Origin of the sequence: Streptomyces sp. SM11 (genome assembly GCF_002910905.1) — a bacterium.
Classification (GTDB): domain Bacteria; phylum Actinomycetota; class Actinomycetes; order Streptomycetales; family Streptomycetaceae; genus Streptomyces.
The window spans coordinates 81,662-96,544 of record NZ_NEUE01000277.1 but is presented as its reverse complement, the minus strand read 5'-3'; the positions used below and the strand labels follow the sequence as shown (position 1 = coordinate 96,544).

The 14,883-nt window shown below is 71.2% G+C and carries 17 protein-coding genes and 1 pseudogene; 9 read left to right on the top strand and 9 right to left on the bottom strand.

Annotated elements, in window-relative coordinates:
- Nucleotides 1–399, top strand: a 399-nt coding sequence (locus B9S58_RS30560; protein WP_219818932.1) for an integrase core domain-containing protein, incomplete at its 5' end; no start/stop codon positions are given.
- Nucleotides 400–1,173: 774 nt separating this feature from the next.
- Here B9S58_RS30560 and B9S58_RS30555 read toward each other — a convergent pair.
- Nucleotides 1,174–1,908, bottom strand: a complete 735-nt coding sequence (locus B9S58_RS30555) for a 3-oxoacyl-ACP reductase family protein (protein WP_103535179.1) — start codon at nucleotides 1,906–1,908, stop codon at nucleotides 1,174–1,176.
- Between the two features lie 884 nt (nucleotides 1,909–2,792).
- On the opposite strand from B9S58_RS30555, the gene B9S58_RS38290 reads away from it, so the two are divergent.
- Nucleotides 2,793–3,239, top strand: a complete 447-nt coding sequence (locus tag B9S58_RS38290) for a carbamoyltransferase N-terminal domain-containing protein (protein WP_103535178.1) — start codon at nucleotides 2,793–2,795, stop codon at nucleotides 3,237–3,239.
- 325 nt (nucleotides 3,240–3,564) lie between these two features.
- Here the strand turns inward: B9S58_RS38290 and B9S58_RS30540 are convergent, their stop codons facing one another.
- Both B9S58_RS30540 and B9S58_RS30535 read right to left on the bottom strand, forming a co-directional pair.
- The gene (locus tag B9S58_RS30540) at nucleotides 3,565–4,437 is read right to left on the bottom strand and encodes an undecaprenyl-diphosphate phosphatase (RefSeq protein ID WP_103535176.1); all 873 of its coding nucleotides are present in this window, start codon (nucleotides 4,435–4,437) and stop codon (nucleotides 3,565–3,567) included.
- Nucleotides 4,438–4,599: 162 nt separating this feature from the next.
- Nucleotides 4,600–5,322 (bottom strand): TVP38/TMEM64 family protein, encoded by a 723-nt coding sequence (locus B9S58_RS30535; protein WP_103535175.1) that lies wholly within the window; start codon nucleotides 5,320–5,322, stop codon nucleotides 4,600–4,602.
- Between the two features lie 49 nt (nucleotides 5,323–5,371).
- Here B9S58_RS30535 and B9S58_RS30530 point away from each other — a divergent pair.
- The 3 genes and pseudogenes from B9S58_RS30530 to B9S58_RS30520 all read left to right on the top strand — a co-directional run bounded on the left by B9S58_RS30530 (nucleotide 5,372) and on the right by B9S58_RS30520 (nucleotide 8,399).
- Nucleotides 5,372–5,990 (top strand): annotated as a pseudogene (locus B9S58_RS30530) (DNA alkylation repair protein).
- A gap of 307 nt (nucleotides 5,991–6,297) precedes the next feature.
- Nucleotides 6,298–7,473, top strand: a complete 1,176-nt coding sequence (gene tuf, locus B9S58_RS30525) for an elongation factor Tu (RefSeq protein ID WP_103535174.1) — start codon at nucleotides 6,298–6,300, stop codon at nucleotides 7,471–7,473.
- An 80-nt stretch (nucleotides 7,474–7,553) separates the two neighbouring features.
- A complete protein-coding gene (locus B9S58_RS30520; protein WP_103535173.1) occupies nucleotides 7,554–8,399 on the top strand; it encodes a spermidine synthase in 846 nt (281 codons plus the stop codon).
- Nucleotides 8,400–8,455: 56 nt separating this feature from the next.
- Here B9S58_RS30520 and B9S58_RS30515 read toward each other — a convergent pair whose 3' ends face one another.
- The gene (locus B9S58_RS30515) at nucleotides 8,456–9,547 is read right to left on the bottom strand and encodes a hypothetical protein (RefSeq protein ID WP_103535172.1); all 1,092 of its coding nucleotides are present in this window, start codon (nucleotides 9,545–9,547) and stop codon (nucleotides 8,456–8,458) included.
- Between the two features lie 121 nt (nucleotides 9,548–9,668).
- Here B9S58_RS30515 and B9S58_RS30510 point away from each other — a divergent pair, with 121 nt between their 5' ends.
- Nucleotides 9,669–10,106, top strand: a complete 438-nt coding sequence (locus B9S58_RS30510; RefSeq protein WP_103535171.1) for a DUF4442 domain-containing protein — start codon at nucleotides 9,669–9,671, stop codon at nucleotides 10,104–10,106.
- Between the two features lie 73 nt (nucleotides 10,107–10,179).
- Here the strand turns inward: B9S58_RS30510 and B9S58_RS30505 are convergent, their stop codons facing one another.
- Nucleotides 10,180–10,710 (bottom strand): gamma carbonic anhydrase family protein, encoded by a 531-nt coding sequence (locus B9S58_RS30505; protein ID WP_103535170.1) that lies wholly within the window; start codon nucleotides 10,708–10,710, stop codon nucleotides 10,180–10,182.
- Between the two features lie 178 nt (nucleotides 10,711–10,888).
- Between B9S58_RS30505 and B9S58_RS30500 the strand changes: the two genes are divergently transcribed.
- The 3 genes from B9S58_RS30500 (at nucleotide 10,889) to B9S58_RS30490 (ending at nucleotide 12,987) form a co-directional block, all read left to right on the top strand.
- On the top strand, nucleotides 10,889–11,638 hold the full coding sequence (locus B9S58_RS30500) for a DapH/DapD/GlmU-related protein (RefSeq protein WP_103535186.1): 750 nt from the start codon (nucleotides 10,889–10,891) through the stop codon (nucleotides 11,636–11,638).
- 177 nt (nucleotides 11,639–11,815) lie between these two features.
- Nucleotides 11,816–12,388 (top strand): helix-turn-helix domain-containing protein, encoded by a 573-nt coding sequence (locus tag B9S58_RS30495; protein ID WP_103535169.1) that lies wholly within the window; start codon nucleotides 11,816–11,818, stop codon nucleotides 12,386–12,388.
- A gap of 44 nt (nucleotides 12,389–12,432) precedes the next feature.
- The gene (locus B9S58_RS30490) at nucleotides 12,433–12,987 is read left to right on the top strand and encodes a YbaK/EbsC family protein (protein WP_103535185.1); all 555 of its coding nucleotides are present in this window, start codon (nucleotides 12,433–12,435) and stop codon (nucleotides 12,985–12,987) included.
- Nucleotides 12,988–13,005: 18 nt separating this feature from the next.
- Here B9S58_RS30490 and B9S58_RS39630 read toward each other — a convergent pair whose 3' ends face one another.
- The 4 genes from B9S58_RS39630 to B9S58_RS30475 all read right to left on the bottom strand — a co-directional run bounded on the left by B9S58_RS39630 (nucleotide 13,006) and on the right by B9S58_RS30475 (nucleotide 14,853).
- Nucleotides 13,006–13,170, bottom strand: coding sequence for a hypothetical protein (locus tag B9S58_RS39630; RefSeq protein WP_258045139.1), 165 nt, complete (start codon nucleotides 13,168–13,170; stop codon nucleotides 13,006–13,008).
- Nucleotides 13,167–13,421, bottom strand: a complete 255-nt coding sequence (locus B9S58_RS39625; RefSeq protein WP_258045138.1) for a hypothetical protein — start codon at nucleotides 13,419–13,421, stop codon at nucleotides 13,167–13,169. Before B9S58_RS39625 ends, B9S58_RS39630 begins: the two co-directional genes overlap by 4 nt.
- Before the next feature lie 64 nt (nucleotides 13,422–13,485).
- The gene (locus B9S58_RS30480) at nucleotides 13,486–14,292 is read right to left on the bottom strand and encodes an aminoglycoside N(3)-acetyltransferase (protein ID WP_258045140.1); all 807 of its coding nucleotides are present in this window, start codon (nucleotides 14,290–14,292) and stop codon (nucleotides 13,486–13,488) included.
- 99 nt (nucleotides 14,293–14,391) lie between these two features.
- Nucleotides 14,392–14,853 (bottom strand): CoA-binding protein, encoded by a 462-nt coding sequence (locus tag B9S58_RS30475; protein ID WP_103535167.1) that lies wholly within the window; start codon nucleotides 14,851–14,853, stop codon nucleotides 14,392–14,394.
- Between the last annotated feature and the right edge of the window lie 30 nt (nucleotides 14,854–14,883).

Below are 14,883 nucleotides of genomic sequence, written 5' to 3'. Positions count from 1 at the left end.
CTGGACGCACTGGAGATGGCACTGTGGCAGCGCGACCGCGATGAACACCCGTACATTCCAGGCGAGTTGATACATCACAGCGATGCGGGCAGCCAGTACACCAGCTTCAAGCTGGCCGAGCACCTGGACGCAGCCGGCATCGCGGCCTCGATCGGCTCCATCGGCGACGCATACGACAACGCCCTCATGGAATCGACGATCGGCCTGTTCAAGACCGAGCTGATCAAGCCACAGCGGCCCTGGAAGACCCTCTCCCAGGTCGAACTGGCCACGGCCGAGTGGGTCGACTGGTACTGCCACCGGCGCCTGCACGGTGAGATAGGCCACGTCCCACCCACCGAATACGAGACCAACTACTACCTGACAACCACGAAACCCCAGGTCACAACCCCAAACTGAGATCTCTACCGAACCCGGGGCGGTTCAGTGCGGTGCCCTGCGGACGGTGATCGACCGTCTTAGCCCACCAGCCCGGAAGGATGGGCCTCGGCCTGTCCTTGCTCGGTCTGATGGCGGGACAGGAGGTGACCGAGAGCCGGCCGCGCAACCTCTTCGGTGAGCGGGGTCGGCGCAAGGGCGAGTCCTCGAAGAAGAAGCGTGGAAGGCCGGTGCCCTCGGGTGGCGGGTGACGGTCACCGGTGTCGACTTCGTCTTCCGGCCGCAGCCGACGATCTCCCTGCTGCGGGCGTTGCGGGATGAGGAGACCCGCCGGGGTGATCGAGGCCGCGCACGAGCACGCGATCGAGCGGGTGCTGGAGTGGATCGGGGGTGACCCCGGCCCGTCGAACTCCATCGGATGACCGGCAGGGTCAGCGAGTTCCCGGTCGGCGGCCCGGCCGCGCGGTGCCAAGGACGCCCAGCTGCGGAGCCCGCCGAGCAAACCGGGAGTCGGGACGCTGTTCACTGGCTGGGGCGGCGAGCGGGCCCTCGCCGCAAGTTCACCTGATGGTCCGGATGTCCCAAGTCGGCCCACGGTCAGCGAGATGTGCGGGCTCGACCTGAACGACATCGAGTGGGGCCTGGGCGGCTTCGGCGAACTCACGGCAAGGCTGTCCTTGGATCAGGGCCATGTGAGTGGATGGTGCCACTGGTCGACGGCGCTGACCGGACGCCGCGGTGTTGGATCGGGGACGTCTGGGGCCAGCTCGACGACGATCATGCCCGGCCGGAGGGCTACGCGGCGTGCCCGCCGTCCACGGCGAACTCGGCGCCTGTGACGTACGCTGCCTCCGGTCCTGCAAGGAAGGCCACCATGGACGCCACCTCCTGAGGTGCGCCGAACCGCCCGAGGGCCGTCATCGCGGCCTGCGGCCCGGCGTACGGCCCGTCGGCGGGGTTCATGTCGGTGTCCACGGGACCCGGGTGGACAATGTTCGCGGTGATTCTCCGCCCGCCCAGCTCCCGGGCCAACGCCTTGTTCAGCCCGATCAGCGCCGACTTGCTCATTGCGTAGAGCGTCCCGCCCGGGGTCGACGCCCGCTGGGTCACGCAACTGCCGATGGTGATGATTCGCCCGCCGGGGCCCAGGTGCGGGGCCGCTGCCTGTGTCGCGAGGAACACTCCGCGCGCGTTGACCGCGAGTACGTGCTCCACATCGGCTGCGGTCAGTGCCTCCAGCGACCCCAGTACCCCCACACCGGCGTTGTTGACCAGTACGTCGAGCCGCCCGAGCTCCCGCACGGTCCGTTCCACCGCCTCGCCGGCGGCCGCCGGATCCGCGGAATCAGCCTGTATGGCCAGGGCTCGCCGTCCGAGCGCCTCGGCCTTTCCGGCCACATCGGCCGCTGCTTCCTCGCCGCGCACATACGTGAACGCGATATCGAAACCGTCCTCGGCGAGCCGCAGCGCGACCGCCGCCCCGATCCCCCGACTCCCCCCGGTTACCAGCGCCACTGCGTTACCGTCCATGCCGTTCCTCCCGCATCAATTGGTTGCGAGTTCAATGAAACCCTTCCGGGCCTCACCCTGCTGGCGGGAATCCGACCTCGCGTTCCCGCCCGCACGGGAGAACGCGGAGGGCCCGCCGGGAGGTCGCGGAAGGGCATACACGCCCTGGGTGAACGGTCTTCAGCAGCTGTTGCGCACGCCGCGATGACGGAGCCGGAACGCCCTCCACGGCTGAGGAGCGGAAACCCTCCTTCCGTCGATTCCTCGCGTAGCTGTCCTCCCGGTGCCGGACCGCGGGGGTGTCCCGCCACCGGGAGGACGGTCTCGGCGACGGGGAGTCGTACCCTCTGACGGTGGATCAAATCTGACCCACTCTGCGGTCCCCTGTACGAACCAACTCCGGCGTGAACGAAGGTCGCATCACCGACGTGAAGTTGCAGGAACGTGTTTTTGATCCGAAACGCTTTGCGTTCAGGGGCTCGCACGCGGATCTCCGGTCTGGCCAGCCTGCGGGCAGCACAGGGTCGCCCGCTCGAAGGCTGACGAGCGACCCAGTCGCTGGGTTGTATGCAGCAGGCGTACAGGTGCAGGTGCGCCCTCGTGCATCGCGGGCCTCCGCTTCTGCTGTGGAGACCCGGGCCTTGAGGAGGCTGCTGTGGCAAGGATCGTGGAGGGGAACACCGGCCGCCGGTCGGGGACGACGGGTACCAGCCGAATCGGCCCGTACCGCCGCCCCCTCCTCCCCCTGTGCTTCCACCCCTCCGCCTGCCTGGTCATCGACGGGAAGGTGGTTGCCTTTGCCGAGGAGAAGCGCTTCTCCCGCCGCAAGCACCACAAGGACTCCCGCTCCTGCGCGGCGGCCGCGGCCTACTGCCTGTCCGAGGCCGGCATCATCCTGGCCGACGTTGACGAGATCGCCATCGCCTTTCAACCCGGCCTGGCCTACGCCGAGCGACATCTGCACGGACGCCGAGCTGATCACCGAACTCCTCGACCCCGCCCTGTTCGGCCACCACCGGCCCCGGCAGGTCACCGTGGTCGAGCACCACCTCGCGCACGCCGCCTCCGCCTTCCACCCCAGCGGCTTCGACGAGGCCGCCGTCCTGGTGGTCGACGGCTCCGGCGACGGCGTCTCCGCCACCCTCGCCCACGGCACCGCCGACGGACTGACGGTCCTGCGCCCGTTCAGCCAGTCGCTGGGGTGGTTCTACGAGACCGTCGCCGAACACCTCGGACTCGGCAACTGGACCAGCTCCGGCAAGCTCATGGGCCTGGCCGGCTACGGCAACCCCGACGGCTACACCCTCGACTTCCTCACCGCCCGCGCTGGCGGCTCGTCGAGAAGGAGCTGAGCGACGTCATCGTGACGGCCGCAGTGGCACTTACCACCATCAGCCCGGACCCGGAGAAGGCGTCGCCAGCCGTGTCCAGGGCCTGCTGGCGCGCCTCAGCCTCGACTGACAGTGGCCGGCCGCCACGCAGAAAGGCCCGCACGGCTGCTGCTGTGCGGACCCTTCCGTGTCATCCCTTGCTTTGCGGACGCACACGCCCGAACAAGAGGGCGTATCCCGCCTCTCCGGTGGGAGATGAGTGGGAGACAGGTGGGAGGTGATCATGGCGTGGTGCTGCAATCAGGCGCTAGGAAATGCTCGATAGCGCCACCTTTACCGCCCTGGTTCAGCCGCCGGACTCACCCGCGTGCGGGCTCAGCACACCGGCTCCCACCAGCACGAACAGCAGGATGCCGAGCAGGATCCGGTAGATGACGAACGGCATGAAGCTCTTGGTGGTGATGAACTTCATGAACCACGCGATGACGGCGTATCCGACGAAGAACGCCACCAGGGTCGCGAAGATCGTGGGGCCCCAGGAGATATGGCCCTCGCCCACGTCCTTGAGTTCGTAGGCACCGGAGGCGAGCACCGCGGGGATCGCCAGCAGGAACGAGTAGCGGGCGGCCGATTCGCGGGTGTAGCCCATCAGCAGTCCACCGCTGATCGTCGCGCCCGAACGGGAGACCCCGGGGACCAGCGCCATCGCCTGGCAGAACCCGAAGATCAGACCGTCCCTGACCCCCAGCTCCTTGAGCGTCTTGCGCTCCTTCACCGCGCGGTGCTTGCCGCCCACCTGGTCGCGCGCGGCCAGCCGGTCCGCGATGCCCAGCACGATGCCCATGCCGATCAGCGTCGTCGCGATCAGCCGCAGATCACGGAACGGGCCCTCGATCTGGTCCTTGAGCGTGAGGCCCAGCACGCCGATGGGGATCGAACCGACGATGACCAGCCAGCCCATCTGCGCGTCGTGGTCACCGCGCATCGAACGGTCCGTCAGCGAGCGGAACCAGGCGGACAGGATCCGCGCGATGTCCTTGCGGAAGTAGATGAGCACCGCCGCCTCCGTGCCGATCTGGCTGATGGCGGTGAAGGCGGCCCCCGGGTCCTGCCAGCCGGCGAACGCGGCGGTCAGCCGCAGATGGGCGCTGGAGGAGATCGGCAGGAACTCGGTCAGTCCCTGAACGAGTCCCAGGACGAATGATTCGAACCAGCTCATGGGGCTTTGGCCATCCCGGAGGTGATCGTGCATCGGCCACGGACGACTGGGCCCGTCGGCTGTGTGCGGAGTGCGGTCAAGGACATCGAGGTCGCGGGCAGCGTATCGCCTGAAAGTGAACGCCAGGCCGACCCCACAGGTCATCCACGTGCCGCCGTACGCTCAGCCCCTCGGCGTGTCCCGGCCGAGCCGGTGGCGCTTGCGCCAGGCCACCAGCGCGCCGCCGAGACCGGACAGCACGATGAAGCCCATGGCGGCCAGGAACACGGGCGATGTCGGCGACGCGGCCTCGCTGCCGGCTATCACGTACGCCGCCGTGTTCGGGATCGACCCGAGCCCGGTGGCCAGGAGGAACGGCGGAACGCTCATCCGGGAGGTCGCCGCGCAGTAGTTGGCGGCGGCGAACGGGATCCCGGGGAAGAGCCGCAGCGCCAGGACGGACCGGAAGCCGTGCCGGCTCAGCACCCCGTCCGCGGCGGTGAGCAGCCTCCCGCGCAGCAGGGTCCGCAGCGCGTCCTGGCCCAGTACCCGGCCCAGCATGAACGACACGCCCGCGCCCAGCACCGTGCCCGCCAGCGCCGCCGCCAGACCCGTCTGCGTGCCGAACAGCGCGCCCGCGGCGATGTTGAGCAGCGGGCGCGGCACGAACGCCACCGTCAGCGCCCCGTACGCGAGCCCGAAGAGCATCGCGGCCGCGCCCCCGGTCAGCTGGGGCGGCCAGCCCGACGCCAGCAGCCGCTGTGGTTCGAACAGCAGCATCGTCGACGCGGCCCCGAGCAGGACCACCAGGAGCAGCGAGAACCGGGACCACGGCGACAGCAGCGCCCGGGAGAGACGCAGAGCCGGACCGGTGGCGGGCCGGGTGGTGGGGACGGGGTCGAACATTCGGGGAGAGTAACCGAAAACGCCATGTGATCGCCGTAACGTGCGTCGCGTGAACCCCGCCGCCGACGCCCCCGCCCCGCCGGACAGCACTCTCGCCGACACCGTCCTGGAGCGGCTCGTCGGCGCCTACGCCCTGGCCGCCGACCCCGTACGGGCACAGGCGGCCGCCGCGTACATTAAGCACGTCGCCCCCTTCCTCGGGGTCCCCACGCCGGAGCGCGAGTACCAGTACTTCGCCGTCGACTACCTGCGCCGGCACGTGGGCCGCTGCACCTCGGGCTTCCTGCCCGTCCTGCACCACCTCGTGACCACCGTCGCCTGGTGGGACACGGTCGACCTGCTCGCCGCGCATGTCGCGGGCCCCCCTGGTCGCCGCCGACCCGGCGCTCGCACGGGACATGGACCGGTGGATCGACGACCCGAGCCTCTGGGCGGCCAGGACCGCCCTGCTGCACCAGCTGCGCTACCGGGAAGCCACCGACACCGACCGGCTCTTCGGCTACTGCCTGCGCCGCGCGGACCACCCCGACTTCTTCATCCGCAAGGCGATCGGCTGGGCCCTGCGCGAGTACGCCAGGACCGATCCCGCCGCCGTACGCGGCTTCGTCGAGGGAGCCGGGACCCGCCTGTCGCCGCTCTCCGTTCGTGAGGCGCTCAAGAACCTCTGAGGTGTGGGGAAATCCATTCGACGAGGCCGCCTCGCCCGGCCATGATCAGGGGCATGTTCCGGTACGCCTTCCCCGCAGCACGGTCCGCAGTCGCGGACGCGCCGAAGGCTGCCGTGAACGGCGCGGCCCTCGCGGCCGCCTTCTCCGCGGAAGCCGCGGAAGCAGCGGCGTTCACCGCTGCCGCGGCGCCTATCGGCGGCACCCGAAGCTGACCCTCCCCCGACAGTCCGGCGGACCCCGTGAGGGGAGGGTCGGCGGGGCCCTGGGGTCTTCTCTTCTCAGCTTCGAGTCCTCAAAGGAACGAGCCATGTCCAAGACGGCTTACGTGCGCACCAAGCCGCACCTCAACATCGGCACCATGGGCCACGTCGACCACGGCAAGACCACCCTCACCGCCGCCATCACCAAGGTCCTCAGCGAGCGCGGCGGCAGCAGCACCTCCTACGTGTCCTTCGACCTGATCGACCGGGCTCCCGAGGAGGCCCGGCGCGGCATCACCATCAACATCGCGCACGTCGAGTACGAGACCGACACCCGCCACTACGCGCACGTCGACATGCCCGGACACGCCGACTACATCAAGAACATGGTCACCGGAGCGGCGCAGCTCGACGGGGCGATCCTCGTCGTCTCCGCTCTCGACGGGATCATGCCGCAGACCGCGGAGCACGTCCTGCTGGCCCGTCAAGTGGGTGTCGACCACATCGTCGTAGCCCTCAACAAGGCGGACGCGGGCGACCCCGAGCTGACCGACCTGGTCGAGCTGGAGGTCCGCGAGCTGCTCTCCGCGCACGGGTACGGCGGCGACGCCGTCCCCGTGGTCCGGGTCTCCGGGCTCAAGGCGCTGGAGGGCGACCCGCGCTGGACGGCGGCGATCGAAGGGCTGCTGGACGCCGTCGACACCTACGTACCGATGCCGGTGCGCTACACCGACGCGCCTTTCCTGCTGTCCGTCGAGAACGTCCTGACCATCACCGGCCGGGGCACCGTCGTCACCGGTGCCGTGGAGCGCGGCACCGTCCGCGTCGGTGACCGGGTCGCGGTGCTGGGCGCGGACGTCGAGACGGTCGTCACCGGCCTGGAGACCTTCGGCAAGCCGATGGAGTCCGCCGAGGCCGGGGACAACGTGGCGTTGCTGCTGCGCGGGGTGGAGCGCGACCGGGTGCGCCGCGGCCATGTCGTGGCCGCGCCCGGCAGCGTGGTGCCGAGCCGCCGGTTCACCGCGCGGGTGTACGTGCTGTCGACGAAGGAGGGCGGCCGGTCGACCCCGGTCGCCACCGGCTACCGGCCGCAGTTCTACATCCGTACGGCGGACGTCGTCGGCGATGTCGACCTCGGCGGGGCGGCGGTCGCGCGCCCCGGTGACACGGTCACGATGACCGTGGAGCTGGGCCGTGACGTGCCGCTGGAGTCCGGTCTCGGCTTCGCGATCCGCGAGGGCGGCCGCACGGTCGGCGCGGGCACGGTCACCGCGCTGCTCTGACGGCCCGCCCGCCACCCCTGAGTTCCGGGGTGGCGGGCAGCGCCGCGGAAGGAGCGGTCCGCACCGGTGACAATGGAGACGTGAACGAGCCGATACCCGTCATCCGTGAGGTCGACTGCGGCACCGCCCGGCTGCTGCCCGACGTGGACCGCGACCGGGCCTGGCTGCTCACGGTCGACGACGCGCCCCAGTCCTACGTCGACCTCGACGACCCGTCCCACCTGGAGTTCGAGTACGTGACGCGGCTCGCCCACATCGTGGACGGCGCGGCGGAGCCGGGCGCGCCCCTGGACGTCCTGCACCTGGGCGGCGGGGCGCTGACCCTGCCCCGCTATGTGGCGGCGACCCGCCCCGGCTCACGGCAGGACGTCGTGGAGGCGGACCGCGAGCTGCTGCGGCTGGTCCGGGAGCAGCTGCCGCTGCCCGCCGGGAGCGGGATCCTCGTGCACGCGGCCGACGCCCGGGAGCGGCTGGAAGCGGCGGCCCCCGCGTCCGTCGACCTCCTGATCGCGGACGTCTTCGGCGGCTCCCGGGTTCCGGCGCACCTCACCTCCGTGGAGTACGCGCGGGCCGCGGGCCGGGCGCTGCGCGGGGACGGGATCTACGCGGCGAACCTGGCCGACAGCGCACCGTTCGCCTTCCTCCGCTCCCAGTTGGCGAACTTCGCCGCGGTCTTCCCGGATCTCGCGCTGATCGGTGAACCGGCGGTGCTGCGCGGGCGGCGCTTCGGCAACCTCGTGCTCCTCGCCTCGCACGCACCGATCGACTTGGCCCCGCTCGTCCGCAGCTGCGCCGCCGACGCGTTCGCGGCCCGGGTCACGCACGGCGGCGCGCTGACCCGGTTCATCGGCGGGGCCCGCCCGGTGGCCGACCTGGACGCGGTCGCCTCGCCCGAACCGCCCGACGGGGCCTTCAGAGTCGGCTGAGGCTCCCGGTGGCCGGGCGGTGCGGGGCAGGGCGGGAACGCGATGCGGAGCGGGTGTCAGCCGGTGGGCTGATCGGCGAGGCGGACCGTGCTCAGGATCTTTTGGATGGTCGTGTCCGGAAGCTCGTCCTCGACGCCCGTGGCGGCGTAGAGGACCCAGGTCGAGAATTCGCCCTTGCCGTTCTTGAAGGAGAAGGCGATCGACTTTCCGTCGCTGTCGCACTTCTCCTTGTTGGCCAGCTCCAGGGCGGTGGCCTGCACGACGCTGCCGGAGAGACCCGACATGGTGGTGAAGGGCTTGGCCTTGCCGATCTTGACCTTGGACTTCGGGTCCAGCTGGGCGTACCCGGCCCACACCCAGTTGGCGGCCTCGTTCCTCGCGGCCTCGTCGGTGTTCTTGGCGCCCTGGGCGCCCTTCGTCCCGACACCGGCGAGCCCGGTGTCCTCCTCGCTGCCGTTCCCGTCGGAGTCGTCGACGCACCACTTGCTCTTGTAGTAGGCAGGTGAGGAGAAGCCGGAGGCGGGCGGACCGGTGGGGTCCTTGGCGTCCGCGAAGCCGGAGAACGTTCCCGAGCTCTTGACCTCCCAGTCACCGGGAACGTCGAACTGGGTGCCCCACTTGGGGTTGGTGACGACCTTCCAGCCCGGAACGACCGGCTTGGGGTCGCTGTCGGAGCCTCGCGGGTTCTCCGCCGGCGGCGCGGAGCCGGTGGCCGATTCGCTGGGCTCGGCGCTCGGCGACGCGGACTTCTTGCCGTCGGCGACGTTCTTGCCGCCCTCGTCGTCCTTGCCGAGCACGAGGAAACCGGTGACGCCCGCCGTGATCACGACCGCGGTCGCCGCGACGATCGCCACGATCGTCGTCTTCTTCTTGTCGTCGCCGGGCTTCGGCCCGCCGGGCGGACCCTGGACGGCGTACTGCGGCACCGTCGGCTGCTGGTAGGGATTGGGCTGCTGATAGCCCGGCTGCCCGCCGGGCGGCGGGCCCTGCGGGTATCCGTAGCCCGGCTCAGCGGGCTGCCCTGGCTGACCCTGTGGCGGATACCCCGGTTGCTGATAGGGATTCGGCTGCTGGTACCCCGGCTGCTGGTACGGGTTCTGGTCCTGCGGGTTCTGCTCGCCCCCGGGCGGCTGCGTTCCTGGCCACATGGCCAGTAACCATAGATGGGCCGTGCGCCCCCTTCTACGGCCGCCCTGTCCCAGAGCCGTCACAAGGGGATGGCCAAACGGTCCTACTGGTGAGTAACCTTCGGGTATGAGCGCTGAACAGATGACCGTCGGCGAGATGCTCGCCGCGACGGTTCCGATGGCCCGGACCCTCAACCTCGAATTCCTGGAGACCACCCCGGAGCGCGCCGTCGTCCGGCTGCCCGACCAGGCGGACTACCACAATCACGTCGGCGGACCCCACGCCGGAGCGATGTTCACGCTCGCCGAGTCCGCCAGCGGCGCGATCGTCATCGCCGCCTTCGGCGACCAGATGTCGCGCGCCGTGCCGCTCGCCGTGAAGGCCGAGATCGGCTACAAGAAGCTCGCCATGGGTGAGGTCACGGCGACCGCGACCCTCGGCCGCCCCATGGCCGACGTCGTCGCCGAGCTGGACGCCGGACAGCGGCCGGAGTTCCCCGTCGCCATCGAGATCCAGCGCGCCGACGGCGCGGTCACCGGCGAGATGACCGTCGTGTGGACCCTGCGCCCCAACGGCTGACCACCGCCGTACGCGCCAGGGCCGCCGCCCCCGGGACGGGAGGAGCGGCCCTGGCGTGCTCCGGGTACGCCCGTCAGTCCCGGTGCGCCTCGCGGTGGGCCTTCGCCAGATCCACGTAGCCGGCCGCGTTGAAGCGGATGCCCTCCAGCTCCTCGGCGGTCAGCGGCCGCTTCACCTTCGCGGGCACGCCGGCGACGAGTGAGCCCGGCGGCACCTGCATCCCCTGAGGTACGAGGGCCTGCGCCGCGACCAGCGAACCCGCCCCGATGTGCGCGCCGTTGAGCACCGTGGCGCCCATCCCGACCAGCACGTCGTCCCCAATCACACAGCCGTGCAGCACCGCGTTGTGTCCGACCGAGACCCGCGCCCCCACGGTGAGCGGGAACCCGGGATCGGTGTGCGCACTGCAGTTGTCCTGGATGTTGCTGTCGGGGCCGATCGTGATGGGACCGCAGTCGGCGCGCAGCACGGCCTGGTACCAGACGCTGGAGCCCGGGGCGAGCGTCACCTCGCCGATCACCACGGAGGTCGGGGCCACGAACGCGTCCACGTCGATGTCCGGCTCCTTGCCGCCCATGCCCGTGATCAACGCCTGCTCCGCCATCGCCTGCTCCTTCGCGCCGGTGTGGTGCTCCTGGGCCCTGTCCGTCGAACCGGTCTGATCCGTCGGACCGGGCCGACTCACACGGTAGGTGACGGCTCCCGGAGCACACCGCGCAGTGGGGCGAACATCACAGGTCACCGCACGGATCGCCCACCGTGCCGCCGACTACCGTGAGCGCGTGCCGAAGAACCGAAACGCGTTCTCCTCCCTCGCCCGCTGGCCGCGCCGCGCCGCCTCCGGAGCGGTCCACCGCGGCTGGGCCTGGGCGCAGAAGGCGGGCGCGGTCACCGCCGAGCACCCCGGGCGGCTGCGGTTCGGCGCGATCGGCACGGGCACCCGGCTCGCCTTCCCGCAGGGGACCGTGTTCGGGGAGCCGTGGATCGAGCTCGGCGCGCACTGCGTCATCGGCGAGCAGGTCACACTCACCGCCGGAATGATGCCGGACCTGGACCTGGGGCCCGACACCGTCCTCACCCTGGGCGACGGCGTGGTGCTGGGGCGCGGCAGCCATGTGATCGCGGACACGACGGTGACGATCGGCCCGGACACGTACTGCGGCCCGTACGTCTACATCACCTCCACGAACCACAGCTACGACGACCCGCACGAGCCCGTGGGCAAGCAGTGGCCCCGGATGGAACCGGTGGCGATCGGCCCCGGCTGCTGGATAGGCACCGGTGCGGTGATCCTGCCCGGGGCCCGGCTCGGCCGGAACGTGGTGGTCGCGGCGGGCGCGGTCGTCCGGGGCGAGGTCCCCGACCGCGCGGTGGTCGCGGGGGCCCCTGCCCGCGTCGTCCGCAGCTGGGACCCGGAGCAGGGCTGGCAGCCGCCCCTGCGCACGCCCGCACCCGTGCCGATCCCCGAGGGCGTCACGCCCGAGCAGCTGCTGGCCCTCGGAGACCTGGGCGAGGCGCGGGAGGCGCCGTAACGGGACACGCCGTGACGCGGGTCGTGGTGGCGGTGTCGGAGGCGGTACAGCACCCTGCACGGGGGAGTGCGCCGTACGGCAGTGCAATATTGTTGACCCCGGCGTGCGCCGTACCCGACTCGGCCACTCCTCCGTGCACAGCCACCCGCACTCCGCCATCCACCGCAGGGACGGTACGTGTCCGACCTCGACCAGCTCACCCAGTCGCTGGCCCGTAACCTCAAGCGCTGGCGGGGGGAGCGTGGCTTCACCCTCGACGCCCTCGCGGCCCGCGCCGGAGTCAGCCGGGGGATGATCATCCAGATCGAACAGGCGCGGACGAACCCGAGCGTCGGCACCACCGTCAAACTGGCCGACGCGCTCGGCGTCAGCATCACCACCCTCCTCGACCACGAGCAGGGCACCCAGGTCCGGCTGGTACCGGAGAGCAGGGCCGTCCGCATGTGGTCCACCGAGGCGGGCAGCTCCACCACCCTGCTCGTCGGCGCCGAGGCCCGCGGCCCGCTCGAACTGTGGACCTGTCGGCTGATGCCCGGGGAGGGCACCACCTCCGACCCGCACCCCGAGGGCACGGTCGAACTCCTCCACGTCACCGAGGGCGAACTGACCCTCCTCGTCGACGGTCGCACCCATCCCGTCCCCGCCACGACCTCCGCCACCTTCGAGGCGCACGTGCCGCACGGCTACCGCAACGAGGGCGGCGAACCGGCCGTGTTCACCATGGCCGTCGCCATCCCGCCCGTCCGCTGAGACGCCCGGACGTACCCGCACCGGCCGCTGTTGGCGTGACCGCCATGCGCGCACCCATCGGCACCTTCGAGGACGCCGCTCCCGCCCCGGAACGGCTCGGCCGGCTCCCCGCCCCCGTCGTCGCGGCCCTGACCACCGGCTGGGGCGAGTTCACCGCGGGGCAGGTCATCCATGTCGACAGCGACCCGGCCGTCGCCGACACCGCGGGCTTCGCCGAGTACTACGGCGCCGACCTGCTGGACACCTCGGCCAACTGCGTCGTCGTGGCGGGCAAGCGCGGCCAGGACGTCACCCTCGCCGCCTGCGTGGTGCTCTCCCGCACCCGGGTCGACGTCAACGGCGCGGTCCGCAAGCACCTCGGCGCCCGCAAGGCCTCCTTCGCGTCGATGGACACGGCGGTCGGGGAGAGCGGCATGGAGTACGGCGGCATCACTCCGATCGGCCTGCCCGCCGCCTGGCCCCTCCTCCTGGACCCCGCCGTGGTGGACGAGGAGTGGGTCCTGATCGGCAGCGGCAGCCGACGTGGCAAACTCATCGTCCCGGGCAAGGCGCTCGCCGCCCTCCCCGGCGCCGTTCTCGTCGAGGGTCTCGGCGTCTGACGTCTGCCGGCACGTCCGTCAGAACAGCGGAGGGTCGGCGCGTCGTGGTAGCCGGTCGGTGCCCTTCAGCACGTCGATGACGCGCTCATGGGTGTCGCCGACCCGGTCCGTGACTCGTAGCCGCACATGGACGTCACGGACCTCCGCCATCGCCGCCTCGGTGAACCAGCCGATCAGCATCATCCCCTGGGCGGGCCCAGGCGAGCCGGTCGCCGGGAGCCGACCGCCGCCGTGGTGGCGCTCTGGACATCCAGCCGCCGGAGCTTCCAGGGCCAGGACTCCGTGAGCGTGTCGGGAGCGTTCTCGCGCCACACGCTGTAGGCGAGCAGCACCAGCGACACATGGACGAGCCGGGTCAGCAGGCCGGAGAGGACACGATTCTCCGCACCACTCGCTGCGATGTGTTCACGCCGCCCCCCCGCCGCTGCTCGCACAGCATCACTCCAGGGACTATGAAGTGCGCACGACAGAGTGCGTGTTCGGGCGCCGCTCCCTCTCTCAGTCGCAGTCGCCCGGTCGCCGGTGGTCCGTGAGCCAGCCGGTGGCGAAGTCGACGGCCGCCCGCAGCCGGATGAGCCTGCACGGTGCGGATCCGAGCAGGGCCGTACGTACGTCACCTGGGGCGGCGGTCTCCTCGAACGCGACGCCCAGAGCCGCGAAGTCGCTGTCGTCCAGTGCGACATCCTCGTACTCCCACCACTGCCGCACGCCCCGCTCCGCCACCACACAGCGGTAGAGGCGGAGCGGCGGGCCGGATCTGCGGTACTCGCCCAGGTGGAAGGCGGTGCAGGTGTCGTAGCCGGTGCCGAGCAGGAGGATCCTGGCATCGGACTCGTACAGCCGGGCGAGCGGGGAGTCCTCGCCGAGGTGACAGTCCGGCCGGTGCCCGGCGAGCAGCTTTCCGGCCTGGGGGCCGATCGCGGCGAAGGAGGTCTGCGGGTGGCCGCTGCGCACGGCCCCCACCGCCGCCCGTACGGTCTCGGCCAGAGCACCCATCGACGGTGCGGGGGTGCGCGCCGGGTCGAACGGTTCCATCGACGCGCGGACAGCCTCGCGCGCCCCCGCGTCCAGGCCCCGCACACGGGCGCGGTAGTGCGGAGAGGTGTCCGAGTTCTCCGGCGTGAACGAGGGGACCATGACGGTCCCGTCCCGGCCCACCGCCCGGCGCAGGGCCGCCAGCACGGCATGGGGCCCACCGACGGCGGGCCCCATCGAACGCAGGGAGGCATGCACCAGCAGCACAGCGCCGGGCCGCACGCCCAGCGCGGACAGCACGGTGGCCACCCCCTCGCTGTCGGCCCGCACGGCCCTCGGCGCCGATGTCCCGGCCGTTCCCGCGTCGTCGAGAGGATCGTTCACGGCGGGGATCCTTCCCAACCGGGGTGGGGTTCCACACCCGCGGCCTCAGCCCACAGGCGGCAGCCTCGGGATCTCGATTGCGGGGCACCGGTCCATGACCATGTCCAGCCCCGCCGCGCGCGTCCGCTCGCAGGCGTCCGGGTCCACGACTCCGAGCTGGAACCACACCGCCTTCGCGCCCACCGCCACCGCCTCGTCCGCGACCCCGCCCGCCAGCTCGCTGTTGACGAACACGTCCACCACGTCGACCGGGAAGGGGATGTCCGCGAGCGAGGCGTACCCCTGCTCCCCGTGCACCGTCTCGGCCTTCGGGTGCACCGGCACCACCCGCTTGCCGAACCGCTGGAGGACCTCCGCCACACCGAAGGCCACCCGGGAACGGTTGGCGGACAGGCCCACCACCGCCCAGGTGTCGCCCGTGTCCCGCAGGATCCGCCCGACCGTCGCGGCGTCCGCGTACGCGTCGCCCGTGGGTGTGTCGCCCGTGTACGTGCCGTCCGTGTTCATGCCGGGACAACCGCCGGGACCCGCCCGCCC